At 68.6% G+C, this 24084-nt stretch carries 24 protein-coding genes and 2 tRNA genes; 9 read left to right on the forward strand and 17 right to left on the reverse strand.

The genetic code is table 11. The features are described 5' to 3' along the window. Window positions 1-100 precede the first annotated feature (100 nt). Window positions 101-2101: a Stk1 family PASTA domain-containing Ser/Thr kinase gene (gene pknB, locus ACYSUO_RS14730; RefSeq protein ID WP_461776552.1), complete on the forward strand. Its 2001-nt coding sequence runs from the start codon at window positions 101-103 to the stop codon at window positions 2099-2101. A 101-nt stretch (window positions 2102-2202) separates the two neighbouring features. Here pknB and ACYSUO_RS14735 read toward each other — a convergent pair whose 3' ends face one another. The 6 genes from ACYSUO_RS14735 to ACYSUO_RS14760 form a co-directional block, all read right to left on the reverse strand. Next, window positions 2203-2943 carry a class E sortase gene (locus tag ACYSUO_RS14735; RefSeq protein WP_461776553.1) on the reverse strand — a complete coding sequence of 247 codons (741 nt, stop codon included), beginning with the start codon at window positions 2941-2943 and terminating at the stop codon, window positions 2203-2205. 61 nt (window positions 2944-3004) lie between these two features. Next, entirely contained in the window at window positions 3005-4276 is a 1272-nt protein-coding gene (locus tag ACYSUO_RS14740; protein WP_461776554.1) for a class E sortase, read from the reverse strand. Continuing rightward, entirely contained in the window at window positions 4273-4947 is a 675-nt protein-coding gene (locus tag ACYSUO_RS14745; protein WP_461776555.1) for an aminodeoxychorismate/anthranilate synthase component II, read from the reverse strand. The genes ACYSUO_RS14740 and ACYSUO_RS14745 overlap by 4 nt, the downstream gene beginning before the upstream one ends. Next, complete coding sequence (locus tag ACYSUO_RS14750; RefSeq protein ID WP_327662535.1) at window positions 4944-5105, reverse strand: hypothetical protein; 162 nt, start codon at window positions 5103-5105, stop codon at window positions 4944-4946. The genes ACYSUO_RS14745 and ACYSUO_RS14750 overlap by 4 nt, the downstream gene beginning before the upstream one ends. A gap of 41 nt (window positions 5106-5146) precedes the next feature. Further along, window positions 5147-5842, reverse strand: a complete 696-nt coding sequence (locus ACYSUO_RS14755) for a class E sortase (RefSeq protein ID WP_461776556.1) — start codon at window positions 5840-5842, stop codon at window positions 5147-5149. Between the two features lie 30 nt (window positions 5843-5872). Then, entirely contained in the window at window positions 5873-6640 is a 768-nt protein-coding gene (locus tag ACYSUO_RS14760; RefSeq protein WP_461776557.1) for a DUF881 domain-containing protein, read from the reverse strand. Between the two features lie 153 nt (window positions 6641-6793). On the opposite strand from ACYSUO_RS14760, the gene crgA reads away from it, so the two are divergent. Then, entirely contained in the window at window positions 6794-7051 is a 258-nt protein-coding gene (crgA, locus tag ACYSUO_RS14765) for a cell division protein CrgA (RefSeq protein WP_326022336.1), read from the forward strand. A 298-nt stretch (window positions 7052-7349) separates the two neighbouring features. Here crgA and ACYSUO_RS14770 read toward each other — a convergent pair whose 3' ends face one another. Together ACYSUO_RS14770 and ACYSUO_RS14775 are read right to left on the reverse strand one after the other, a co-directional pair. Further along, window positions 7350-8249 carry a rhomboid family intramembrane serine protease gene (locus ACYSUO_RS14770; RefSeq protein ID WP_461776558.1) on the reverse strand — a complete coding sequence of 300 codons (900 nt, stop codon included), beginning with the start codon at window positions 8247-8249 and terminating at the stop codon, window positions 7350-7352. 151 nt (window positions 8250-8400) lie between these two features. Further along, window positions 8401-8928, reverse strand: a complete 528-nt coding sequence (locus ACYSUO_RS14775; RefSeq protein WP_426902746.1) for a peptidylprolyl isomerase — start codon at window positions 8926-8928, stop codon at window positions 8401-8403. A gap of 282 nt (window positions 8929-9210) precedes the next feature. Between ACYSUO_RS14775 and ACYSUO_RS14780 the strand changes: the two genes are divergently transcribed. Further along, window positions 9211-9909 (forward strand): DUF5324 family protein, encoded by a 699-nt coding sequence (locus ACYSUO_RS14780; RefSeq protein WP_461776723.1) that lies wholly within the window; start codon window positions 9211-9213, stop codon window positions 9907-9909. A 61-nt stretch (window positions 9910-9970) separates the two neighbouring features. Here ACYSUO_RS14780 and ACYSUO_RS14785 read toward each other — a convergent pair. Then, window positions 9971-10043: transfer RNA gene (locus ACYSUO_RS14785), tRNA-Ala, on the reverse strand. Between the two features lie 183 nt (window positions 10044-10226). Here ACYSUO_RS14785 and ACYSUO_RS14790 point away from each other — a divergent pair. Both ACYSUO_RS14790 and ACYSUO_RS14795 read left to right on the forward strand, forming a co-directional pair. Next, on the forward strand, window positions 10227-10775 hold the full coding sequence (locus ACYSUO_RS14790) for a DNA-binding protein (RefSeq protein ID WP_426902745.1): 549 nt from the start codon (window positions 10227-10229) through the stop codon (window positions 10773-10775). A gap of 54 nt (window positions 10776-10829) precedes the next feature. Further along, on the forward strand, window positions 10830-12590 hold the full coding sequence (locus tag ACYSUO_RS14795; RefSeq protein ID WP_461776559.1) for a serine/threonine-protein kinase: 1761 nt from the start codon (window positions 10830-10832) through the stop codon (window positions 12588-12590). Window positions 12591-12627: 37 nt separating this feature from the next. Here ACYSUO_RS14795 and ACYSUO_RS14800 read toward each other — a convergent pair whose 3' ends face one another. Next, complete coding sequence (locus ACYSUO_RS14800; protein ID WP_461776560.1) at window positions 12628-14109, reverse strand: hypothetical protein; 1482 nt, start codon at window positions 14107-14109, stop codon at window positions 12628-12630. Between the two features lie 148 nt (window positions 14110-14257). After that, on the reverse strand, window positions 14258-14386 hold the full coding sequence (locus ACYSUO_RS14805) for a DLW-39 family protein (protein ID WP_003999697.1): 129 nt from the start codon (window positions 14384-14386) through the stop codon (window positions 14258-14260). A 264-nt stretch (window positions 14387-14650) separates the two neighbouring features. On the opposite strand from ACYSUO_RS14805, the gene ACYSUO_RS14810 reads away from it, so the two are divergent. Continuing rightward, window positions 14651-14986: a DUF6344 domain-containing protein gene (locus ACYSUO_RS14810; protein WP_461776561.1), complete on the forward strand. Its 336-nt coding sequence runs from the start codon at window positions 14651-14653 to the stop codon at window positions 14984-14986. A 649-nt stretch (window positions 14987-15635) separates the two neighbouring features. On the opposite strand, the gene ACYSUO_RS14815 is transcribed toward ACYSUO_RS14810, so the two are convergent. The 3 genes from ACYSUO_RS14815 to ACYSUO_RS14825 form a co-directional block, all read right to left on the reverse strand. Continuing rightward, window positions 15636-15860 (reverse strand): hypothetical protein, encoded by a 225-nt coding sequence (locus ACYSUO_RS14815; RefSeq protein WP_426900405.1) that lies wholly within the window; start codon window positions 15858-15860, stop codon window positions 15636-15638. A gap of 477 nt (window positions 15861-16337) precedes the next feature. Next, window positions 16338-16658 (reverse strand): divalent-cation tolerance protein CutA, encoded by a 321-nt coding sequence (gene cutA, locus ACYSUO_RS14820; RefSeq protein WP_461776562.1) that lies wholly within the window; start codon window positions 16656-16658, stop codon window positions 16338-16340. Next, window positions 16655-17266, reverse strand: coding sequence for a helix-turn-helix transcriptional regulator (locus ACYSUO_RS14825; protein ID WP_461776563.1), 612 nt, complete (start codon window positions 17264-17266; stop codon window positions 16655-16657). The genes cutA and ACYSUO_RS14825 overlap by 4 nt, the downstream gene beginning before the upstream one ends. A 489-nt stretch (window positions 17267-17755) precedes the next feature. Here ACYSUO_RS14825 and repSA point away from each other — a divergent pair, with 489 nt between their 5' ends. From repSA to ACYSUO_RS14840, 3 genes are read left to right on the forward strand one after another with little or no spacing between them, the layout of a single operon-like run. Further along, window positions 17756-19132: a replication initiator protein RepSA gene (repSA, locus tag ACYSUO_RS14830; protein ID WP_461776724.1), complete on the forward strand. Its 1377-nt coding sequence runs from the start codon at window positions 17756-17758 to the stop codon at window positions 19130-19132. Then, window positions 19125-19310 carry a helix-turn-helix domain-containing protein gene (locus ACYSUO_RS14835; RefSeq protein WP_461776564.1) on the forward strand — a complete coding sequence of 62 codons (186 nt, stop codon included), beginning with the start codon at window positions 19125-19127 and terminating at the stop codon, window positions 19308-19310. Before repSA ends, ACYSUO_RS14835 begins: the two co-directional genes overlap by 8 nt. Then, complete coding sequence (locus tag ACYSUO_RS14840) at window positions 19310-20467, forward strand: tyrosine-type recombinase/integrase (protein WP_461776565.1); 1158 nt, start codon at window positions 19310-19312, stop codon at window positions 20465-20467. Before ACYSUO_RS14835 ends, ACYSUO_RS14840 begins: the two co-directional genes overlap by 1 nt. Window positions 20468-20522: 55 nt before the next feature. Here ACYSUO_RS14840 and ACYSUO_RS14845 read toward each other — a convergent pair. The 3 genes from ACYSUO_RS14845 to gyrA form a co-directional block, all read right to left on the reverse strand. Then, window positions 20523-20599 (reverse strand) — tRNA-Ile (locus ACYSUO_RS14845). A 130-nt stretch (window positions 20600-20729) separates the two neighbouring features. After that, window positions 20730-21437: a DUF3566 domain-containing protein gene (locus ACYSUO_RS14850; RefSeq protein WP_461776566.1), complete on the reverse strand. Its 708-nt coding sequence runs from the start codon at window positions 21435-21437 to the stop codon at window positions 20730-20732. Between the two features lie 18 nt (window positions 21438-21455). Further along, window positions 21456-24083: a DNA gyrase subunit A gene (gene gyrA / locus ACYSUO_RS14855; RefSeq protein WP_461776567.1), complete on the reverse strand. Its 2628-nt coding sequence runs from the start codon at window positions 24081-24083 to the stop codon at window positions 21456-21458. Between the last annotated feature and the right edge of the window lies 1 nt (window position 24084).

A 24084-nucleotide genomic window follows, 5' to 3' on the forward strand; every position in this document is an offset into this window, starting at 1 on the left:
GGCCAGGTCACGCTGAGCAAGCCGGGTACGGTATGCCCGGACAGCACACCGCCCGACCCCGCACGGGACGGTCGGGACCGACGGAGAGGGCTGGTAGGTAATGGAAGAGCCGCGTCGCCTCGGCGGCCGGTACGAGCTGGGCCAGGTGCTCGGCCGTGGTGGCATGGCGGAGGTCTACCTCGCCCATGACACCCGGCTCGGCCGCACCGTGGCGGTGAAGACGCTGCGGGTGGACCTCGCGCGCGACCCGTCGTTCCAGGCCCGGTTCCGCCGGGAGGCCCAGTCGGCCGCCTCGCTCAACCATCCCGCGATCGTGGCGGTGTACGACACGGGCGAGGACTACGTCGACCAGATCTCCATCCCGTACATCGTGATGGAGTACGTCGACGGATCCACGCTCAGAGAGCTGCTGCACTCCGGCCGCAAGCTGCTGCCCGAGCGCGCCATGGAGATGACCGTCGGCATCCTCCAGGCTCTCGAGTACTCGCACCGCGCGGGCATCGTGCACCGCGACATCAAGCCGGCCAACGTCATGCTGACCCGCAACGGTCAGGTGAAGGTCATGGACTTCGGCATCGCCCGCGCGATGGGCGACGCCGGGATGACGATGACGCAGACCGCCGCCGTCATCGGCACCGCGCAGTACCTGTCGCCGGAGCAGGCCAAGGGCGAGCAGGTCGACGCGCGCTCCGACCTGTACTCGACGGGCTGCCTGCTGTACGAGCTGCTGACCGTGCGGCCGCCGTTCGTCGGCGACTCCCCGGTCGCCGTCGCGTACCAGCACGTCCGCGAGGAGGCCCAGGCCCCGTCGGTCTTCGACTCCGAGATCACGCCCGAGATGGACGCCATCGTCCTCAAGGCGCTGACCAAGGACCCCGACTACCGCTACCAGTCGGCCGACGAGATGCGCGCCGACATCGAGGCCTGCCTCGACGGCCAGCCCGTCGCCGCCACCGCCGCCATGGGCGCGGTCGGCTACGGCGGCGGCCACCCCGACGACCAGCAGACCGCGATGCTGCGCCCGCAGAACGGTGCGGGCCAGACGTCGATGCTGCCGCCGACCAACCCGGACGACGGCGGCTTCGGCTACGACGAGCGGTCCGACCGGCGAAGGCAGGGCAAGAACCGCACCTCCACGATCTTCCTGGTCCTCGCGGGCATCCTGGTGCTCGTCGGCGCCATCCTGATCGGCAGGGAGATCTTCGGCAGCGGAAGCGTCGGCAACGAGTCGTTCAAGGCCCCGAACTTCGTCGGCAAGACGGTCGACGAGGCCGAGAAGATGGCCGAGAACCGCGACCTCAAGCTGGACTCCAGCAAGTCGGGCCCCTGCGAGGACTACCCCAAGGGTCAGATCTGCTCGCAGACCCCGGAGTCCGGCACCCAGGTCGAGAAGAACGACACGGTCACGGTGTCGGTCTCCACGGGCGCTCCCAAGGTCTCCATCCCGGACGTCACGGGCCTCTCGTACGACGAGGCCGTCTCCGAGCTGAAGAACAAGGGCTTCGAGAACGTCACCAGGACGACCGAGGAGTCCGAGCGGACGCCCGGCACGGTGACCAAGCAGGACCCGTCCAGCGGCAAGGTCGAAAAGGGCACCGAGATCACCCTGACCGTCGCGAAGAAGAAGGCGCTCGTCACCGTCCCGAACGTGGCCGGCGGCAACCTCTCCTGCGACGAGGCCACCCAGCAGCTCAAGGACAGCAAGCTGGAGGCGAGCTGCACCGAGGAGGAGAGCACCGCGGCCGAGCCCGGCAAGGTGTTCGCCCAGAGCCTGCCCGCGGACAGCCAGGCCGAGCCCGGCTCCACGGTCACGCTGAAGGTCGCCAAGGAAGGCGCCCAGACCCCGGCGCCGAACGTGGTCGGCCAGACGGTCAAGGACGCCAAGAAGATCCTGAACGACGCCGGCTTCAAGAACGTCCAGTTCGCCGACGGCGCCGACCAGAGCGACGAGGCCCGGGTCATCACCCAGGACCCGGCGGCCAACACCGCGTCCGACCCCGCCAACACCACGGTCACCCTGACCACGGTCGGCGGCGGCGGAAACGGCAACGGCGGTAACGACAACGGCGGCGGCATCTTCGGGGGCAACCTCGGAGGCTGACGCCCCGCCACAACGCACTGCGCCCGCTGTACGGAGTCCGTACAGCGGGCGCAGTGCGTTGGTCGGTGCAGCTGGTCAGCGCAGTGGGCCGACGCGGTCGGTCAGCGCAGTTCCTTCGGGGGCGTCCGGTCGCCGTCCACCTTTTCGACCCGCTCCAGCTCGCCCCACACCACGTACCGGTACGTGGACGTGTAGACCGGCGTGCAGGTCGTCAGCGTGATGTACTTCCCGGCCTTCTTCTTCCCCGACTCCTCGGGCACCCGGTCCAGGACGTCCACGTTGTACTTCGAGGTCTCCGGGAGGATGTTGTAGACCTTGTAGACGTACCAGTCGTCCTTCGTCTCGAAGACGATCGGGTCGCCCTTCTCGATCTTGTCGATGTTGTGGAACTTGGCGCCGTGCCCGTCCCGGTGCGCGGCCAGCGAGAAGTTGCCGTTCTTCCCGTTCGTCGGCAGCGCCGCCTTCACGGGGTCCGTGTAGTAGCCGGCGACACCGTCGTTGAGGATCTTGGCGTCGGTGCCCTTCTCGACCAGCACGTCGCCCTTGCTCATCGCGGGCACGTGCAGGAAGCCGATGCCGTTCTTGGTGTCCAGGGCGCCGGGGCCGCTGTTGCCCTTCCACTGGTCGCGGACCTTGTCGCCCTGCTTGCCCGCCGCACGATCGGCGACGACGTTCGTCCACCACAGTGAATAGGCGACGAAGAGACCGAGGATCACGCCCGCGGTGATGAGCAGTTCACCGAAGACGCTGACGGCGGTCGCGATCCGGCCGCGCCGGGGTGAGGGCGAACGCGAGGGGCCCTTCGGTGCGGCTTCTTCCCCATGGTCGGTCGTCGCTGCCACTGCGTCATGCCCCGTCTCTGTGCGCCGTACTGCCCGATGCCTGGTGCCCGGTGGTCCCCGGTTATTCGACGAGCGCGTCCGGCTTGCCCTTGCTGCGCGGACGCTCCTCGACCATCTTGCCCCAGACGATCATTCGATACGTACTGGTGAATTCCGGAGTGCACGTCGTCAGAGTGATGTAGCGCCCCGGCTTGGTGAATCCGGAGCCCGCCGGGATCGGGTTGAGCACGGCCGTGTTCGACGGCATCGTCTGCGGCAGGATGCTCGCCATTTTGTACACGTAGTACTTGTCCTGCGTCTCGACCACGATCGGGTCGCCCGGTTCGAGACGGTTGATGAAGCGGAACGGCTCACCATGGGTGTTGCGGTGTCCCGCGACCGCGAAGTTCCCCTTCTTCGCGTCCGGCATCGCGGTCGGAATGCTGTCCTTGTCGTAGTGCCCGACCATGCCCTTGTCGAGGACCTGCGGCTTGCTGATGCCCTCGGCGATCGGCACGACGACGTCCAGCTTCGGAATGTAGAGAATCGCGAAGCCCTGCCCCGGCTCGAACGCGCCGGGCTTGCGCTTGCCGTTGGCCCAGTCGTCCTCGAGGCTGTGCCGGGCGCTGCCGGCGATGTTGTTTGCCCTTATGTTCGACCACCACAGCTGGTAGGTGACGAACAGCAGCATCAACACCCCGATGCTGATGAAGACTTCGCCGACCGCCCGGCTCGCGATCACGCCTGCACCCGGCTTGGCCGCACGCGCGGCGGCGCGCGCCTCGACCCGGGACAGCGGCTTGCCGTCCGCCCCCGTCTCCGGCTCCTGCTCGGTGGCGGTCGCCGCCGAGTGCCGTCCGCCGCCCCGCTTGGCGGCCTTCCTGCGCGCGGCGCGGCCACCGGTGGGCGGCGGCGTCTCGACTATTCGCCGGGTGTCCGCGGTGCGCAGGGCGACGGTCTCGTCGTCAAGGACCGGCCCGGCGGGCTCGGGCCCGGGTTCTTCCTGTACGGGCGTGTAGGCGGGCTCAGGGGCCTGTTCCGGGGTCTGTTGCACGGTCACGGGCGGGGCGGCCGGCTCCGGGGCCTGCTGCCGGGTGCCGCCGTACCAGTTCTGGGCGTACCCCTGCGGGTCGTACCACTCGGGCTCCGGTTCGATGCGGCGCTTCGGCTCCTCGGCCCGCCGCCGCTCCTGCCGGGGCTCCGGCTGCGGTTCCTGCTCCTGCGCTCCCGACGGCCGGAACCACGGCGACGGGTGCTGCCCCGGCAACGGGTCGTTCAGCGGGTCGTCGAGGCGACGCACGGCGTCCTCGAACCCGCCGGCCTCACCGTCCTGCTCGGGGCGCAACGCGGTCACGCCGAGGCCCTGCCCACGACCGGCGCGAGCCCGGCCGATCTGGCCACCGCGTCCTTGTCCCCGCACTCGACGAGCCAGTTCGCGAGCATCAGGTGCCCGTGCTCGGTGAGCACCGACTCGGGGTGGAACTGCACGCCCTCGACGGGCAGTTCACGGTGGCGCAGGCCCATGATGATGCCGTCCTCGGTGCGCGCCGTGACCTCCAGTTCCTCCGGTACGGTGCCGGGCTCCGCGGCCAGCGAGTGGTAGCGGGTGGCCGTGAACGGGTCGGGGAGGCCCGCGAAGACGCCCTTGCCCTCGTGGCCGACGAGCGAGGTCTTGCCGTGCAGCAGCTCGGGCGCGCGGTCCACGACGCCGCCGTACGCCACCTGCATCGACTGCATGCCGAGGCAGACACCGAAGACGGGCACACCGGTCGCCGCGCAGTGCCGCACCATCTCGATGCAGACACCGGCCTGTTCGGGGGCACCGGGACCCGGGCTGAGCAGCACGCCGTCGAACCCTCCCCCACTCTTCGAGCGGGAGGTGCCCCCTAGCACGTACGAGGTCGTCACCTCGTCGTTGCGCACCACCTCGCACTCGGCACCCAGCTGGTACAGGTACTGGACGAGGTTGAAGACGAAGCTGTCGTAGTTGTCGACGACGAGAATGCGGGTCTTTCGGGTGCTCACTGGCCGTTCACCGTCACATCGTTGAAGGGCAGCAGCGGCTCGGCCCAGGGGAAGATGTACTGGAAGAGGACATACACGACCGCCAGGATCAGCAGGACCGAGATCCCCGCCCTCACCCAGGTGTTCCCCGGCAGATGCCGCCAGATCCAGCCGTACATGCCGGGCTCCCCTTCCACCGTTCTGCGATTACGGCACCAGACTAACGGCGTAGCGCTTTCGGTTTGCCTGCCTCCACAGGCTGAGTGGCATCGAGATGCGCCCAGACGATCAGACGGTGACTGTGGCCCCACTCGGGCTCACACGTCGTCAGCGTCAGATAGCGCCCCGGCTCCTGGTAGCCGGACTTGCTCGGCACCGGATCGATCACTCCGACGTCGCTGGGCAGCGTCTTGTACGGCTTGGTGTCGATGACGTACGTGAACCAGGTGGTCCCGTCGGTGAGCACCACCGGGTCACCGGGCCTGAGCTTGGGGAAGTCCTTGAACGGGTCGCCGTACGTGCGCCGGTGTCCCGCGACCGCGAAGTTCCCCTTCTCCCCGAGCTGCGCCGTACCGGCGTAGTGCCCGAGCCCCTTCTTGAGGGTGTCGACCTTCGTGTTCTGGAGGACGGGCTTGTTCCACGTGAAACCAAGCCGCGGGATGTACATCACACCGAAGGGCTTGCCGTCCTTGTACGGGCCCTGCTTCGGCGGCGACGCACTGGTCCCGCCATCGGGCGCCGCACTGGCCACCGGCCGCTTCGCCCACTGGTCCTGGAGGTCGTCGATCTGGCTACCCATGGCGCTGTCGGCCTTCACACCGGTCCAGAACAGCACGTACGCGACGAACAGCACGATCAAGGCGCCGACGGTGATGCAGAGTTCGCTGAATGTCCTGATGGCGACACGTACCGACACAGGCCCCCCAGTACGGCGGCTACTCCATGGCTAGTTCACGGGCTTCGCGTAGTGGAGATCCACTGTGCCCGAGTAACCGGGAAGAGTCATCGGCCCGTCGTCCTCGACTTTCCAGCCGAGCCCGTACGCGTTGACGTAGAGCATGTAGTTCTGGATCTCGGGCGAGGCCGCGACCGACTGCTTCAGCTTCTCCGGGTCGCCGACCGCGGTGATCTTGTACGGGGGCGAGTAGACCCGGCCCTGGAGGATCAGGGTGTTGCCGACGCAGCGGACGGCGGACGTGGAGATGAGGCGCTGGTCCATGACCTTGATGCCCTTGGCGCCGCCGTGCCACAGGGCGTTCACCACGGCCTGCAGGTCCTGCTGGTGGATGACCAGGTCGTTGGGCTGGGGGTCGGGGTAGCCGGGGAGCTTGGGGGCGGCGTTCGGCGGGGCGTCGTCGAGTGTGACGGAGATCGCCTCGCCCTTCAGCTTCTTCGTCCCGGACGCCTTCTCCAGGGCGTCCACCTTCTCGTCGTCGGCCTTGGTCGAGCCGTTGTCCCGCTCGGCGAGACGCTCGACGTCGCCGCGGACCCCACCGTTGACCGCTTCCAGGTCCTTGTTCTTGCGGCTGCGCTCCTGGATGAGGTCCGAAAGCTTCAGCAGGGACCCGTCCGTCCGGATATTGGTGCCCTTGGCCGTATTGAAACTGGTGAAAAAGATGAGGCCGGCGAGCGCGAAAACGCCAATGGTGAGCAACCGCACGGGCCGCAGGCGCCCACGGGCGGAACTCTTGGCAGAGTCGACGGAATTGCTCAACGTACCCTTATCTCCTTCGACGCCACGGAAGCACTACGCTAACGGACGCCCGGAGGAGCACGGGGAATCCCCACAACTTCCCCTTGTACGCTGCTCCGGAGCCAGCCCACGTACTCTGCGCGGCCACGCAGCGCATCGACAGGAGAGACCCTCGTGCCGAAGTCACGTATCCGCAAGAAGGCCGACTACACGCCGCCGTCGGCGTCGAAGCAGGCAGCCAATATCAAGCTGACCAACCGCGGGTGGGTGGCACCAGTAATGCTGGCGCTGTTCCTCATCGGGCTCGTCTGGATCGTCGTCTTCTACGTGGCCGACGGCACGCTGCCGATCAAGGCGCTCGGCAACTGGAACATCGTCGTGGGCTTCGGCTTCATCGCCGGAGGCTTCGGCGTCTCCACGCAGTGGAAGTAGCTCTGCCGCGGCTGTGGAAGTAGCCACGGAAGCAGCTCTGCCCTGAGCTATCCACTGAGTTATCCACAGACTTTCGGTGATTTTCCACAGCCGTGGAAAAGGTCGCATGATCTGTGGATAACCCACTGAGTGTTGACGCCGGTGTGACCGGGTCAACTCCGCTCGACCACCTGTTCGCCCCTTGTCCCTCCTGGTCAAACCCGGGTTGATGACGAGGGGCACAGCTGTTCCCCACAGGATGCACAAGATCCGCCACCCGCTGTGGACAACCCCGGTCATCATCCGTGGATAACCGGGCTCAGGTGAGCTGCGCGGTCCTGACGACGACGGTGACCAGCACGGCGACCAGAACCAGCGCGCAGGTCCCGTACTGCACGAGCGTCCGACGCTCCCGCGGGGCGTGAACCATGGCGTAGCCGACGATCAGACCGCCGACGAGGCCACCGATGTGCGCCTGCCAGGCGATGTTGAAGGCCGGGTTGAACGTGAAGATCAGGTTGATCACGAGCAGCGCGATGACCGGCCGCAGATCGTAGTTGAGGCGCCGCATCAGGACCGCCGTCGCGCCGAACAGACCGAAGATGGCGCCGGAAGCGCCGAGCGAGGGCTGGTTCTGCGCGGCGAGCAGATAGGTAAGGGCGCTGCCCGCCAGGCCCGAGACCAGATACAGCGCGATGTAGCGGGCGCGGCCGAGGGCCGCCTCCAGCGGGCCGCCGATCCACCACAGGCTGAGCATGTTGAAGGCGATGTGGACAAAGGAGCCGTGCAGGAACATCGCGGTGAGCAGCCGGTACCACTGCCCCTCCGCCACACCTTCGAGGCCGCCCAGGTCGGGCACCCAGGCGAGGCCGAGCATCTCGAACCGCTCGGTGAACCGGTCGCCGACCGTCATCTGCACCACGAACGCGGCCACGCAGATCCCGAGCAGCACCTTGGTGACCAGGCGCGGATCGGAGGTGATCGTGCCGCCCGCCATGGTCCTCGGCTGGTTGGCGCTCGGCGCGTGCCCGGTCCCCGAGCCGCTGCGCACACACTCCGGGCACTGGAATCCGACGGACGCGCTGACCATGCACTCGGGGCAGATGGGCCGCTCGCAGCGGGTGCAGCTGATGGCCGTCGGGCGGTCCGGGTGCCGGTAGCAGCCGGGCAGGCCCTCGGCGTCCTTCGGTTCCTGCGGGCTGCCGGGCGCCTGGTCCATGGCGGTCGTCCCCTCGGGTCTCAGGTCTCGAGTCTCGGATCGAGTGGTCGGATGTGGTGACGTCGGCGCCACGCGGCTGCGCAACGCACCGCCCCGCCCCCGTGCCTACGAACAGGCGACGGACGGCGGGGCGTATTGGTTCCCTGCGGGACTACCGGGTCTCTACGGAGACGGTCTCGATGACCACGTCGTTGACCGGCCGGTCGGTGCGCGGGTTGGTCTGCGTACCGGCGATCGCGTCGACGATCTTCTGGCTGGCCTCGTCGACGACCTCACCGAAGATCGTGTGCTTGCGGGTCAGCCAGGCGGTGGGCGAGACGGTGATGAAGAACTGCGAACCGTTCGTACCGGGCCCCGCGTTGGCCATCGCCAGCAGGTACGGCTTGGTGAAGGCCAGGTCGGGGTGGAACTCGTCCTCGAACTGGTAGCCCGGGCCGCCCGTGCCGTTGCCCAGCGGGTCGCCGCCCTGGATCATGAAGCCGCCGATGACGCGGTGGAAGATCGTGCCGTCGTAGAGGGGTGCCGTGGACTTCTCCCCGGTCTCCGGGTTGGTCCATTCACGCTCGCCCTTGGCGAGCTCCACGAAGTTCTTGACCGTCTTGGGAGTGTGGTTCGGCAGCAGCCGGACCTCGATGTCGCCCTGGTTGGTCCTGAGAGTGGCGTACAGCTGCTCGGCCACGATCTGCCTTCCGTTGACATTTGTGCCCCCCGATCCTCGCACGGCGCACCCCCGGCGGCCCCGGACGGACTTGTCAGGGTTGTGCGTGGGGTTTCAGCAGCCGAAAACCGGTCTACTCGCAGTCGAAGAGGCGCGCCCCGCCGCGATCCGTGGCATTGTCGTCGCCAAGTCCCTTTATCAAGCCGTATGAAGCCTTACCACCGTATTGACGCTCCCGGCAGGCATGATCCGCGAAAGGGTGGAAAGGTGAAAAACCTGTACGCCACCGAGGAGGAGGATCCCGTGACCCGCATCGACAGCGTGCGTGCCGCGACCGGCTCGGCCAAGGACAGCGTGCTGCATGCCGCGGAAGTGGTGGCGCCCTACGCCGAGTCGGCCAAGGACCGGGCCACGACGTACGCGCAAGAGGCGCGCGTCGCGCTCGGACCCAAGGTTTCGCAGGCCGCGCACCAGGCGCGTGCCCAGTACGACACGCACCTCGCCCCGCGCCTCGAGCAGGCGCGGACACATGTCCCGCCGAAGCTCGACCAGGCCGCGCACGACGCGGCGGCCCGCACCCGTGAGGCTGCCCGGCAGGCAGCGGCGTATTCGAAGCCGCGCATCGAGCAGGCGGTCGCCGCGTCCGAGCCGGTCCGCAAGGAGGCCGTCGCCCGCAGCAGCGCGGCCTACTCAGGACTGCGCGGCGAGGTCTCCCCGAAGGAGATCCGCAAGCTGGTGCGCAAGCACGAGCGCCGCGCCCGCTCCGGCCGTATCGCCAAGCGTCTCGTCGTGCTCGGCATCCTCGCGGGCGGCGCGTTCGCCGCGTGGAAGTGGTGGGACAAGCAGGCCAACCCGGACTGGCTGGTGGAGCCGCCGGCCGCGACGGAGGTCCCCGACAGCACTCCGCTGACCTCCGTCGACGGCAGCGGTCGGGACATCCTCGACCCGGAAGTAGAGGCGAAGCAGGCCGAGGCGGACACGTCCGTCGAGGACGAGCGCTGACGCCAGAAACGGCGAAAGCCCCTCCGACCAGGGAGAACCTGGCCGGAGGGGCTTTTTGCTGTGGAGCCTAGGGGAGTCGAACCCCTGACATCTGCCATGCAAAGACAGCGCTCTACCAACTGAGCTAAGGCCCCGAAAACGATGCGTCCAACCGGAAGGTTCATGCTCCGGTTCGGCACCGCAGACCAGAGTACCGGGTCACCCCCTGAAACCTGCAAAAAGATTGGGGCTCCCGGCGGGCGACCACGCTCCGTAAGATGCCCCACGTGCTTCGCGGCAGCGAAGGACCGTACTTGGGGAAGCGATGGGGAGACGCAATGGACGCCGCACAGCAGGAAGCCACAGCAAGAGCCAGGGAGCTCCAGCGGAACTGGTACGGGGAGCCGCTGGGGGCGCTCTTCCGTCGGCTGATCGAGGACCTGGGGCTCAATCAGGCCCGCCTCGCGGGGGTGCTCGGGCTTTCCGCTCCCATGCTGTCGCAGCTGATGAGCGGTCAGCGCGCGAAGATCGGCAACCCTGCCGTGGTGCAGCGCGTACAGCTGTTGCAGGCGCTCGCGGGACAGGTGGCCGACGGCAGCGTCAGCGCGGCCGAGGCCACCGAGCGGATGGACGAGATCAAGAAGTCGCAGGGCGGGTCGGTGCTCAGCAACACCGGGCAGTCCACGAACAGTTCGGGCGCGCCGACGGTGAAGCGCGTGGTGCGTGAGATCCAGTCGCTGCTGCGCTCCGTCTCGGCCGCGAGCGACATCATCGAGGCGGCGGACTCGCTCGCCCCCAGCCACCCCGAACTGGCAGAGTTCCTCCGGGTGTACGGCGCGGGGCGCACCTCCGACGCCGTGGCCCACTACCAGTCGCACCAGAGCTGACCCCGGCCTGGCGCGGCGCCTTGTCCGGCTCCGGGAGGGGAGCGACGCTCGACCATGGGTGAGGTCTTCGCCGGCCGGTACGAACTGGCCGATCCGATCGGCCGCGGGGGAGTGGGCGCGGTCTGGCGCGCCTGGGACCACCGGCGCCGCCGCTATGTGGCGGCGAAGGTACTGCAGCAGTCCGACGCCCACACCCTGCTGCGCTTCGTGCGGGAGCAGGCGCTGCGCATCGACCACCCGCACGTCCTGGCCCCGGCCAGCTGGGCCGCGGACGACGACAAGGTCCTGTTCACCATGGACCTGGTCGCCGGCGGCTCGCTCGTCCATCTCGTCGCGGACTACGGGCCGCTGCCTCCTCAGTTCGCCTGCCTCCTCCTCGACCAGCTCCTCTCCGGGCTCACCGCCGTGCACGCCGAAGGCGTGGTGCACCGCGACATCAAGCCCGCCAACCTCCTGCTCGAGGCCACCGGTACCGGGCTGCCGCATCTGCGCGTGTCCGACTTCGGCATCGCGATGCGCAAGGGCGAGCCGCGCCTGACGGAGGCGGACTATGTGGTGGGCACGCCGGGGTACTTCGCGCCCGAACAAGAGATGGGCGCGGAGCCCGACTTCACCGCGGACCTGTTCGCCGCGGGGCTCGTCGCGCTCTATCTCCTCGAGGGCGCCAGGCCCGACTCCAAGGCGCTGATCGAACACTTCGAGGAACACGGCACCCCGCGGGCACCACAGGGCGTGCCCGGCCCGCTGTGGGGCGTCCTCGCCGGTCTGCTGCAGCCGGACCCCGATACCCGCTTCCGCACCGCGACCGGCGCCCGCAAGGCCCTCCTCGCCGCCTCCGAACTCCTCCCGGAGCCGGGTCCCGACGACGAGCTGATCGAGGTCTTCGACCAACTCGGCCCCCTTCCCCCGGGCTTCGGCCCCGGCGGCCCGGCAGTACGGGGCCGCCGAGCCCGCCCGGTGAACGGCGCGGGCACGCCCACGAGCGAGGCGGGTCCCCCGGCGGCCGGGGCCAATGGGGCGGGGCATGGAACGACGGGACATGGTGCGACGGGGCCTGGAGCGGCAGGGCACGGAGAGGCAGAGCACGGCCTCGGCCCTTCGCCGTACCGGGCGGAGACGTCGGTGCACGAGCAGCTGACGGCCGGGCGAGGTGCCCACGCCTCGGCTCACGCAGCGGGCCCAGCCGGGCAGGAGGCGGGCTCGACGGGCCAAGGGCCCGGTACGGGCACCTCGTTGCCGCATGTTCCGCATTCTCCGCATGTTCCGCCACCACCCACCAACACCCCGCTCCCACCACGTCCTTCGGCTCCCCCCGAGGCCTTGGCGTCCCCCACGCCCTCGGCACCACCGGCTCCAGCCGTGCCCCCGGCCCCCCGGGTGCCTCCCGTGCCCGAGATGCCCCCGGCGCCGCCCACCGGCCTCACCCCGCCCCCGTTCAGCCGCACCACGCCACCGCCCACGCACACCTCGCCGTCGGCCGGTCTCACGCCACCGTCCACGCACACCCCGCCACCGGTCGAGCCCACCCCGCCGCCGCTTCCCCCGGAGCCGACACCCGCCCCCGGACCCGAACCCGTACCGGAGCCCACGCCCGATCCCGCTCCGGAACCGGCCGCCGAACCACCGCTTCTCGCCCCGCACCCGTCCGCCCCCTCCCCGCTCGACCCTCCCCAGGCCCATCACTCTCTGTACGCATCGGGTGACGGAGAAGTTCCCCGGCCCCGGCCAGGACCACCCGCGAGGGTGACGATCCCGGTATTGCTCCTGGCCCTGGTCTGTTTCGCGGTGGGCATCTGGGCACTGACCCGCCCCTGACCGCTCCAACTCCACCCGCGCCCGGAGCCCGCCCCGCTCAGCCCTGCGCCCGCCGCACCTTCCGCACGGCAACCACCCGCCACACCGCCAGCCACAGCACCAGCGCACTCCCGGTCCCGACCCCGGCCACCCCCACCACCGTCATCAGGCCGTCCCCCGGCGACGTACCGGACGAAGCCACCGCACCACCGGAAGCCCCACCACGCCCACCCGCAGAACCCGAATCCGAGCCCGGATCAGACCCCGCCCCCGCCCCCGAGCCGGACCCGGATCCAGACCTGGAGCCCGCCCCCGCCCCGGCCCCGAAGTCCCACTCCACCCCGCCTTCCCCCCGCTCGGCGGCCGCCCGATCCGCGGTCGTCACCTGGAACTCCCCCGGATCCCGCACATAGTCGGGCACCTGCTTCGCCGACCCGTCGACGGCCACCCGCAACGTCATCCCGAGCCCCCCGGCCTGCCCCGCCATCGCCGGGTTGAGCGTGACCTTGAGCCAGTACCAGCCGGCGAGCCCCATCGCCGCCTCTTCGTCGCGCGACAGCAGCCGATTCCCGTACGCCACGGGCGGCAGCGGGTCGAACGTGGCCGACGTCGTGCCACCCGAGTACGCGGCCCCCTTCGCCGCCACCGGCGCCCGCGCGGGGTTGTACAGCTCCATGTCGAGCGCCCCCGGCACCGCTTCCCGCCGAGAGCCGCCACCCGCCGAACCGTCCAACTCGGCGCCGAGGGACAGCTGTTGCCCCCAGTCCACCGGCACCCGGTAGAAGTGGCTCTGCCCCGGCCCGATCTTGTCCTTCCACGCACCGGACGTCAGCGCCCTCGCGTCGTTGAACCCGGTGCCTCCGCTGCGCCGCGCGCCCGTCCCCGACGGCAGCGCCGCCGGCTCCGAAGGCCAAGTCCGCGCACTCGCGCCGGGGGCGGCGGACACCAGCCCCGGCTCGGTGGCCACCCGCAGTTCGAGCGCCCAGTCCCGATCGCTCGACCCGGCCGCCGCCGTCCGCTCCACCACCACGTAGTACGTCCCCGCCGACTGGCACCGGGGCCCTCCCGGACGTACGTGACGCTCGACCGCCGCCGCGATCGGCCGCGGATAGGAACCGGAGCGGAACGTCGCACGCTCCGCATCGCACTGATTTCCCTGGCTGTCCCGCAGCGACACCGCGATGCCGTCCGCGGCCGCCGCCTTCACGCCCGAGCCGAGCGGCGGGACGGCCACGACCGAGGCGTAAGCGGTGGCGGCCCCGTCCAGCTCGACGCGGTAGTAGGAGGTGACGCCATCCCCCGCAGCGAGCGAACTACGGTACGTCTCACCCGTCTTGAGCTGCGCCGCCGTCGCGCCACTGCGCGCCCCGTCGACGGTCCTGGCGCCCTTGGCGAAGTCATACGGGTTGCCGTTCCCCGCCGCCGTCGCCGCCCCCGGCAGCGCCAGCACCAGGGCCGCACACAGCCCCGCCCCGGCCGCGCCCCTCGCCGGGCCCCGGCCGCGCCGCCCCTTCCTCAGCCGCCTCAGGAGTCTTCCCATGGACGGTCATCCTGCCGTTCCGCTCCGGGCGGTGTCCGGCGCCCGACGGTTTCCCGCCACGTAATCGCATACGTAAAGGCGCCCCGGACAGCACAAAGCCCCGGCCGCTGCTGCGACCGGGGCCCTGTGAAGAGACTGTTGTCGATACTCACGAACCCGTGGGCACGGAGTCAGTCGCCTCCGTCCACAGATCCTGCTCGGCGCGATCCGCCTGGATCTGGCGGTACACGAGGAGCCCGCCGATGGCGGCCAGTGCGACCAGGAGAAGCTTCTTCACCGCGCGACCTCGTCTTTCCTTTGACGTAAGGGGACTTCTGGCGCCCGACTATACACACCGATCGATACCGATCGGTGACCTGGATCCCCCTCAACTCGACCCCTCAGAACCGCAGTAGAAACGGAGCAGAAACGGCCGTTTGCGCCCATCCGAGTGGTGTTCATCTGAATATCGACGACCCGCGAGCGTCGGTCCCGCACTCGCGGGCCCCCATCCACATCATGAGGAAAGTACGCAAATCGCCCAACCTGAAAGCGAGGGGCCATGACCAAGCACAAGGTCATGACGCTGTGGACCGTCATCATCTCCGCATTCATCGCGCTCTTCTCGGCGCTCGGACTCACCTCCCCGGCCACCGCGGCCACTCCGGCTCAGCAGACGGAGAAGACCCAGCCCGCGGCGGCGGTCAGCGCCCCCGCCCCTGTGGCGGCCCGCCCGTACTGGTCGCTCAAGCGGTCCCTGCCACCGACGATGAAGCAGCGCATCCGCGCCGAGGCCCACGGTTCCTCCCCGAGCGTCCGCCACCGCCCGCCGGCCGACACCGAGCAGCGCAACGCCGACAGCCACCTGGCGGCCGAGACCCTGGCCTCGCAGCTGTAGACCGCACCACGCACCAGACGAAGAAGCCGTAACAGCAGGACAGCCAGAACAGCAGGACCGCAGGACCGCACGACCGCACGACCGCACGACCGCACCAAAGACGGAACAGCCGGGCCCACAACGCCCGGACAAGGCAAGACCGCACAACAGAGCCACGCTGCACAGCCACGCCGCAGATACGCCCTGTAGAGCCGCCCTGCAGAAAAACCCTGCAGAGACGCACAGTCGAGCCACGCAGTCATGCCACGCAGTTGTGCCACACAGCAGTTACGAACAGCAGCAACGCACAACAGCGAGACACAACAACGACGCACAACAGAAGAGCAGGACTGTCGAACGAGGCCCCAGCCATCCCCTACGGCTGCGCGGGCCCATCGGCATGTCCGCGGCACGTCCAACCGCCCCGCACCGCACACAGCAGAAGACCCCCAAGCGTTTCCGCTTGAGGGTCCTCATGATGTGGGGCTAACAGGATTTGAACCTGTGGCCTCATCCTTATCAGGTCGATCGAGGGGCCCTCTCGACCTCAACGAACGTCCCCTGCACCCCGGTTCGCCTGCCGCTGAGGTTCGGCGTTGATCGGCGTCGTTCGCGCTTGTTGGTGTCAGCCGCTGATGTCAGCCGGTGCAGGCGCTCTTGACAGAGCCGCTTAGAGGATGGTTGCTGCGTGACGCTGCTTGATGGCGGCAGATTGATGCACCCCGGCCATGCCGAGATACACGACGCTCATGCGTGAATTGAAGTCGAAGTTGCCGACTTCTGCGGCGGCTAGGTGATCGGCGGATTGAGCCAGGCAGCGGTCCGCGTACTGCTCGGCGGCAATAGCTCGTTGCATCGCTTCGAGCCTCTTACCTACTTGCCCTTGAAGGGTCACGTCTACGACGTTACTCCTCATACCGACTCAACCCACTACCCAAGCCCAGCTCCCATCCCGTCCGCCGTCGACCCACACGCAGTGGAGCGGGCATGGCCCCTGGTGTCCAGGTGGAGCGCGCCACTGTACGAACGACCTGGACACCAGGGGCCATGTCTGCTCGGCTTTGCCTGGGTCGACGGTGGACGGGATGGGAGCTCCTCGCAACCACCCTCGGATCCGCACCCGGCAGCGCTGCCCCCGGCCCCCGGTGCCGGCCGATCCCCCGCCGGAGGCATCGTCTTTGCCCGTGGCCCGCGTAAGTGCGTCGCGGTGCTCGACTCATCGCCTCGGCCTATCCACGCGTGGGCGGGCGTCGGCGCAGCGCCCGTAGCGCGGGCCGAAGGCATGAGCGCGAAGGGCAGCGGAGCCGGGAGCCCGCCCGGCGGAGCGGAGCGCAGCCGGGCTTGATGAGGTAGAGAAACCTGTAACGGCTCCCTACTCCGGGCCTACCTGCTCGATGATCCATGCACGATAGGCGTCGGTCGCGTCGGAGATCGGAATGGCGATGATGCTGGGCACTTCATACGGGTGCTCGCTTCGCGTTCGGGCGGCGATCTCGGGGACGCGATCCTTCACCGTACGCAGGGTGGCAAGGGCCTCGCTGGTGTCGTGCACTTCGCCGTTCCATCTGTAGATGGACTGGATCGGGGAAACATGCGCCACAGCGCACAGCCGGTCGGACACCAGCCCACGTACGAATGAGGTCAACCACTCAGCATCCGGTGCCGTGATCAGTACGGCGCACACATCCGTCACGGTGTCGTCCCATGCTCTGCCTGGAGCCTCTCATTCAGCTCCACCGCTTCGTCCTCGGTCCGCGCGGCGGTACCCCACCCCGTCATGATCTTGCCGTCGTAGCCGAGTCCAACCCATCGGCCGGTCATGCTGATCCCGTGGGGATGCAGCACGAAGTACAACGTCCCCTTGGAGCGCACGGGCCCGTCGGTGGCTACGTACCACCCCATAAGGACCTCTTGGTCCCACAGGCGGAGCTCTCCGCGCCAGTGGAACCCGCCTGCTTCGACGCTGAGGCCTCGGGCAACAGTGTCGAGGTGGATCAACTCCTCTTGCTGGGCGAAGTTGACCTGCTGTGCGGCGACCTTCAGCTCACCGTCTCTAGAGGTCTGCCACGTCATCCACCAGGTGCCCGACAGGTCGATTCGATGCCGGGGCTGACCTGCTAGTTCATTGACAGTGATCCCTAGGGCACGCGCGATGGCTACAGCGACGGGGAGTACCGGCTGCTGTTCGCCTGCCTCGTATCGCCGGATCTGGCGCCTATCGACGCCTGCCGCTGCCGCAAGTTCGGCTTGGGACATGCCCAGTTCGCCGCGTCGCTTGCGAAGTACCTCGTCCAGCTCCATGCCCCCCATTGTCGGGGACGACTTAGTCCTTGACAAGCGGACAGATTCGTCCCCACCATGAGGGGGACGGATTAGTCCCCTCTGGGGGACTAATGAGCAGGGAGCGGCTCCCTACCGCCAAGCAGTCAGCCGCTCCCCTAACCCGTGAAGGGGTGCCTTCATGATGCCTGCCACGACGACCGCCTCGCACTCGCTGTCCCTGGTCCCCTCTGTCGTTCCGGTATCCAAGCCGCTGGGTGCCCCGCTCTCCCGCACTGATGACGCCACGGTGATCCCCTCGCCGTGCATGGCGTGCGGTGCCCCGGCTGATGTTGACGGCTGGCGCTGGGAGAACGTTGGCGGCCGTGGCCTGCTGATCCACGGTGACGACACCGTGTGCCCGGCCGCCCGCCCCTTCGACTGGGCCACTGGCGCTCCGCTGCCTGCGGAGGTTGCCGCGTGACGGTGTTCGCTGTCGCTCCGGAGGCCGTGGCCGGTGCTGCGGCCTCCATGGGCACCGACCCCCTGACCCTGGCGGACCTCCTGCGGGTGGCCAACACTCCGGGCTTCGACCGCTGGCAAGACCAGGTACGCCGTACCGGCGGCTGCTCCCATCCGATCCACCTCGTCGGCTCCACCGTCACCCGTGACGCCAAGTCCGGCCAGGTCCTCTACGCCTACAGCACCGACGGTGAACCGGGTGGACGGCTGCGGGTGGCCTGCGGCAACCGGCGGGCCTCGCAGTGCCCTTCGTGCGCCTGGACGTACGCGGGGGACACCTACCACCTGATCCGCTCCGGGATCACGGGCGGCAAGACGGTGCCCGGCACGGTGCGCGATCACCCCCGCGTCTTCGCGACCCTGACCGCGCCTTCCTTCGGCCCGGTCCACAACCGGCCCGACTCCGGCCGCTGCCGCTGCGGGAGCTCCCACCTCGAGGGTGACCCCGTGCTCGGCACGGCGCTCGATCCCGCCTCGTACGACTACGCGGGCGCGGTCCTGTGGAACAACCACGCGGGCGACCTGTGGCGCCGGTTCACGATCTACCTGCGCCGCGAGATCGCCACCCGCGCGGGCCTGACCCAAGCTGCCCTGCGCGACGCATGCCGGGTCTCCTTCGGCAAGGTCGCTGAGTTCCAAAAGCGCGGCGCCATCCACTTCCACGCCGTGATCCGCTTCGACGGCCCGGACGGTCCCGACTCGGCCCCGCCCGCGTGGGCCACGCTCGCGCTCCTGGACGATGCGATCCGCTCGGCCGCCGCTCGGGTCGCGGTTCCCGTCGCCCCCGCCGGCGCTTTTCCCGGCCGGACTCTGCGGTGGGGAACGCAGATCGACGTGCAGCCCATCGGGGCGCTCGGGCACGAGGAACTGACCGAACAGGCGGTGGCCTCCTACGTGGCCAAGTACGCCACCAAGGCGGCTGAGACCACGGGCACCGTGGACCGTCGCATCGGGGAGCTCTCCGAGCTAGATAGGCTGCCCGGCCTGCCTGCTCATACCCGGCGCCTGATCGAGGCCTGTTGGGACCTCGACGACGCATACCCGGATCGGCTGCTGGCGCGCTGGGCTCACATGCTCGGCTTCCGCGGGCACTTCTCCACCAAGTCCCGCCGCTACTCGACCACCCTCGGCGCCCTGCGCCAGGTCCGCGCCGACTACCGGGCCCGCCAGGAGCGCCAGGAGCGCGGCTACTCCGAGGACCTCGACGACTCGGAGGGCTCCACGTTGGTGCTCGCCCACTGGACCTACGCCGGACACGGCCACACGCCCGGCGAATCCTGGCTCGCCCAGACCATCGCCCGCGAGATCCGCGCGAACCGCGAGACCGCCCGCGAAGCACTCGCAGACCTGCCCGACCTCGACGACACGGAGGACTGGAATGACTGACGAGCTCCTGACCGTCCCCGAGGTCATGACCTGGCTCAAGGTCGGCCGAACGACCGTCTACGACCTGATCCGTACGCACCGCCTGTCCTCGCTCACGATCGGCCGGAACCGTCGCATCCCGGCTGACAGCGTGCGCGCGTACCTGGCTTCGCGACTCGAATACGAGAGGGCTGCCTGATGGCCAAGCGTCGTCCCAATGGTGGGGGAACGATCACCAAGCGGAAGGACGGCCGTTATCACGGGGCCGCCTACGTGACCGACACGGACGGCAACCGCGTCCGGAAGTACGTCTACGGCGCCACGTATGACGAGACGTCAGAGAAGCTGGCCAAGCTCCAGGAGCAGGAGCGCAACGGCGTGCCCGTGCCCGCCAAGACCTGGAACCTGGGCGAGTGGCTGACCTACTGGCTTGAGCACATCGTGAAGCCGGAGCGCGAGCACAACACGTACGTGAAGTACGAGTCCAAGGTCCGGATGTACCTCGTGCCGCACCTCGGCAAGAAGCCCTTGACCAAGCTGACCCCGGCACAGATCCGGGCGTTCATGGCCGCGCTCACCCGAGAGAAGGTCGGCGCGGCTACCCGCTTCGAGGTGCTGCGGACGCTCCGGAACGCGCTCAACCGCGCTGTTCGTGAGGAGCTGCTGACTCGGAACGTCGCTCTACTCGTCGACATGCCGAAGGTCAGCAAGGACAAGGGCCGGGCCTGGAGCGCACGGGAAGCGATCACGTTCCTGCGGACGGCTCGGGCTCACCGGCTGTACGCGGCCTGCGTCCTGGTCCTCGTCCTCGGCCTGCGCCGGAGTGAGGTGCTGGGCCTGCGCTGGCAGGACATCGACTTCGAGGCCCGGCAGTTCGAGCCGGTGAAGCAGGTGCAGCGCGAGAAGGGCAAGGGGCTGATCCTTAAGGACCTCAAGACGGAGTCGTCACAAGCGGTGCTGCCTCTGCCGGAGTTCTGCGCGCGTGCACTCGAAGAACGTCGGGAGCTCCAGGAGCTGGAACGGAAGATCGCTGGTGGTCGGTGGGAGCAAGCCGCTGGCCAAGACCTGATCTTCTCGTCCGAGCATGGCGGGCTGCTCGATCCGGTGGGCTTCTCGCGGAGCTTCGGCCGCCTCGTCACGCGGGCTGGCGTCCGGCGGATCACGGTCCGGCTCGCTCGGCACACCTGCGGGACCCTGCTGGCGTTCCTCAAGGTCCATCCGAAGGTGGCCCAAGCGATCCTGAGGCATAGCCAGATCAGCATGACCATGGACGTCTATACGCACGTGGTCGGCTCGGACGAACGGGAAGCGGTCGCGATGCTCGCGGAGCTGCTCGAAGATCCACTCATCGGCTGATGTCAGCCGTAGATGTCAAAGACCCCCCACCATGATCGGTGAGGGGTCTTTGTGCTGGTGGGGCTAACAGGATTTGAACCTGTGGCCTCATCCTTATCAGGGATGCGCTCTAACCAACTGAGCTATAGCCCCGCCGCGCTCTGCGGTGTGTGTCCCGCGCGCTGACTCCTGAAGATTAGCGCACTGGGGGGCCAGTCCCAAAATCGATAGTCCTGGCCCGCCCACCAGCGGGTCTTTCAGGCCTCAGCAAGCCGGGGAACGGTCACTCGTCCTCGGCGAGCGTGAGCTCGACGCCGCCGACGAAGCCCGCGGAGAGGTTGTAGATGAACGCGCCGAGCGTCGCCAGGGCGGTGGCCAGGACGACGTCGATGACGGCGATGACCGTCGTGAACATCAGGACGCGCGGCAGCGACAGGAACGACTGCAGGTCGAAGCCGTTGGACTCGTTCGAGCCCGTGGCCTCGGAGATCGTGCCGCCGACCGTGGAGAAGACCCCCATGGCGTCCATGACCATCCACAGCACGGCGGCCGCGATGATCGTGCAGATGCCGAGCGCGATGGAGAGCAGGAAGCTGACCTTCATCACGGACCACGGATCCGCCTTGGCGACCCGCAGACGGGCCTTGCGCGTACGCGGGGTGGTGCGCGCCCCCGTGCGCGGCCTGCGGACCGCGTCCGGGGCGTTCTGGTACGCCTGCGGCGGGTGATACGGCTGGGCCGGCTGCTGCGGCCTCTCGCCCGGCAGGGCGCCGCCGGCACCGCCGCCATCGCTGCCACCGGCCGCGTACTGCTGGGTCTGCGGACCTCGGGTGTCCGTCACAGTTCCCCCCTGGGATCCATGAGACTCGTTCGAGTCGGTCGAGTCGGTTGAGCCTTTGACGTCATCGACGTCGTGAGCGGAGCCACGGCCGCTCTCAGTATCCGTACCGGTGGATGTCCCGGTAGAGCCTGCGCCCGTGGCTCCGCTCACGATGACTCACTCCTCGCGCTACTCGGCCGAGGACTGTCCGCCCTCGTCCGTTTCGACGGCCGTCTCGCCCGTGGTGGTTTCGTCGATCTCGGCACCGTCCGCGTCCTGCGCGACGTCACCGTCGACTTCCTCCGCCTCACGGCCGGCCTCGGCGTTACGAGCGATGCCGACGACGGCATCGCGCTTGCCCAGGTTGATCAGTTGGACGCCCATGGTGTCACGGCCCGTCTCCCTGACCTCGTTGACTCGCGTACGAATCACACCGCCGGACAGCGTGATGGCGAGGATCTCATCGGTCTCCTCGACCACCAGGGCGCCGACGAGCTCTCCACGGTCCTCCACGATCCTGGCGGCCTTGATACCGAGGCCACCGCGACCCTGGACGCGGTACTCGTCGACGTTGGTCCGCTTCGCGTACCCACCGTCGGTGGCGGTGAAGACGAAAGTACCGGCCCGCACGACATTCATCGAGAGCAGCTCGTCTCCCTCGCGGAAGCTCATGCCCTTGACGCCCGACGTGGCACGCCCCATCGGACGCAGCGCGTCGTCCGTGGCGGTGAACCGGATGGACTGCGCCTTCTTACTGATGAGCAGCAGATCGTCCTCGGAGGAGACCAGCTCGGCACCGATCAGCTCGTCGTCCGAACCGTCCGGCGCCTCACGGAGGTTGATGGCGATGACACCGCCGGAGCGCGGCGAGTCGTAGTCCTTCAGAGGCGTCTTCTTTACGAGGCCCGCCTTCGTGGCGAGGACCAGGTAGGGCACCGCTTCGTAGTCGCGGATCGCGAGGATCTCGGCGATCGCCTCGTCCGGCTGGAAGGCGAGCAGGTTCGCGACGTGCTGGCCGCGCGCGTCCCGCCCGGCGTCCGGGAGCTCGTACGCCTTCGCGCGGTAGACGCGTCCCTTGTTGGTGAAGAAGAGCAACCAGTGGTGCGTCGTCGACACGAAGAAGTGGTCGACGATGTCGTCTTCCTTGAGCTTCGTGCCGCGCACGCCCTTGCCGCCGCGCTTCTGGGAGCGGTAGTCGTCGGTCTTGGTGCGCTTGACGTAACCGCCACGCGAAATGGTGACGACGATGTCCTCTTCGGCGATGAGGTCCTCGACGGACATGTCGCCTTCGAAGGGCACCAGCTTGGTGCGGCGGTCGTCGCCGAACTTGTCGACGATCTGCTGCAGCTCCGAGCTGACGATCTGCCGCTGCCGCTCGGGCGAGGCCAGGATCGCGTTGTACTCGTTGATCTTCTGCTGGAGCTCGTCGTGCTCCTGGACGATCTTCTGGCGCTCCAGGGCGGCCAGTCGGCGCAGCTGCATCTCGAGGATGGCGTTCGCCTGGATCTCGTCGATCTCCAGGAGCTCCATGAGGCCCCCGCGCGCGACGTCGACGGTGTCACTGCGCCGGATGAGCGCGATGACCTCGTCGATGGCGTCCAGGGCCTTCAGGAGGCCACGCAGGATGTGGGCGCGCTCCTCCGCCTTACGAAGGCGGAACTTGGTCCGGCGGACGATGACCTCGATCTGGTGCGCCACCCAGTGCCGGATGAACGCGTCGAGCGCCAGCGTGCGCGGCACGCCGTCGACCAGCGCCAGCATGTTGGCGCCGAAGTTCGTCTGCAGGTCGGTGTGCTTGTACAGGTTGTTCAGCACGACCTTGGCGACCGCGTCCCGCTTCAGGACGATCACCAGGCGCTGGCCCGTACGGGACGACGTCTCGTCGCGGACGTCCGCGATGCCGCCGACCTTGCCGTCCTTCACGAGGTCGGCGATCTTCTGGGCGAGGTTGTCCGGGTTGACCTGGTAGGGCAGTTCCGTGACGACCAGGCACTGGCGGTTCTGGATCTCCTCGACCGCGACGACCGCGCGCATCGTGATGGAGCCACGGCCGGTGCGGTACGCCTCCTCGATGCCCTTGCGGCCCACGACGAGGGCACCGCTCGGGAAGTCGGGGCCCTTGATGCGCTCGATGAGGGCGTCCAGGAGCTCCTCGTGCGAGGCCTCCGGGTTCTCCAGGCACCACTGGGCGCCGGCGGCGACCTCGCGCAGGTTGTGCGGCGGGATGTTGGTGGCCATGCCGACCGCGATGCCCGCCGAACCGTTGACCAGCAGGTTCGGGAAGCGGGCCGGCAGGACGGTGGGCTCCTGGGAGCGGCCGTCGTAGTTGTCCGTGAAGTCGACGGTCTCCTCGTCGATGTCACGGACCATCTCCATGGACAGCGGCGCCATCTTGCACTCGGTGTAGCGCATGGCGGCCGCGGGGTCGTTGCCCGGAGAGCCGAAGTTTCCGTTGGAGTCCACCAGCGGCATGCGCATCGACCACGGCTGGGCGAGGCGCACCAGGGCGTCGTAGATCGAGGAGTCGCCGTGCGGGTGGTAGTTACCCATGACGTCACCGACGACGCGGGCGCACTTGTAGAAGCCCTTCTCGGGCCGGTAGCCGCCGTCGTACATGGCGTACAGGACGCGGCGGTGGACGGGCTTGAGACCGTCGCGTACGTCGGGCAGCGCGCGGGACACGATGACGGACATCGCGTAGTCCAGGTAGGAGCGCTGCATCTCCGTCTCGAGCCCGACGGGCTCGATGCGCATCGCGATGGCGCTGCCGTCCACGTTCTCTTCGGGCGGCGGCGTGGGGGTGTTCTCGTCGGCCATT

The sequence above is a fragment of the Streptomyces sp. UC4497 genome (genome assembly GCF_054871485.1).

Coding starts and splice junctions, on each gene's coding strand:
- pknB (WP_461776552.1), top strand. CDS start 101: ATGGAAGAGCCGCGTCGCCTCGGCGGCCGGTACGAGCTGGGCCAGGTG.
- ACYSUO_RS14750 (WP_327662535.1), bottom strand. CDS start 5,105: ATGTACGGCTGGATCTGGCGGCATCTGCCGGGGAACACCTGGGTGAGG.
- ACYSUO_RS14770 (WP_461776558.1), bottom strand. CDS start 8,249: ATGGACCAGGCGCCCGGCAGCCCGCAGGAACCGAAGGACGCCGAGGGC.
- ACYSUO_RS14790 (WP_426902745.1), top strand. CDS start 10,227: ATGGACGCCGCACAGCAGGAAGCCACAGCAAGAGCCAGGGAGCTCCAG.
- ACYSUO_RS14795 (WP_461776559.1), top strand. CDS start 10,830: ATGGGTGAGGTCTTCGCCGGCCGGTACGAACTGGCCGATCCGATCGGC.
- ACYSUO_RS14800 (WP_461776560.1), bottom strand. CDS start 14,109: ATGGGAAGACTCCTGAGGCGGCTGAGGAAGGGGCGGCGCGGCCGGGGC.
- ACYSUO_RS14810 (WP_461776561.1), top strand. CDS start 14,651: ATGACCAAGCACAAGGTCATGACGCTGTGGACCGTCATCATCTCCGCA.
- ACYSUO_RS14825 (WP_461776563.1), bottom strand. CDS start 17,266: ATGGAGCTGGACGAGGTACTTCGCAAGCGACGCGGCGAACTGGGCATG.
- repSA (WP_461776724.1), top strand. CDS start 17,756: ATGGGCACCGACCCCCTGACCCTGGCGGACCTCCTGCGGGTGGCCAAC.
- ACYSUO_RS14835 (WP_461776564.1), top strand. CDS start 19,125: ATGACTGACGAGCTCCTGACCGTCCCCGAGGTCATGACCTGGCTCAAG.
- ACYSUO_RS14840 (WP_461776565.1), top strand. CDS start 19,310: ATGGCCAAGCGTCGTCCCAATGGTGGGGGAACGATCACCAAGCGGAAG.
- gyrA (WP_461776567.1), bottom strand. CDS start 24,083: ATGGCCGACGAGAACACCCCCACGCCGCCGCCCGAAGAGAACGTGGAC.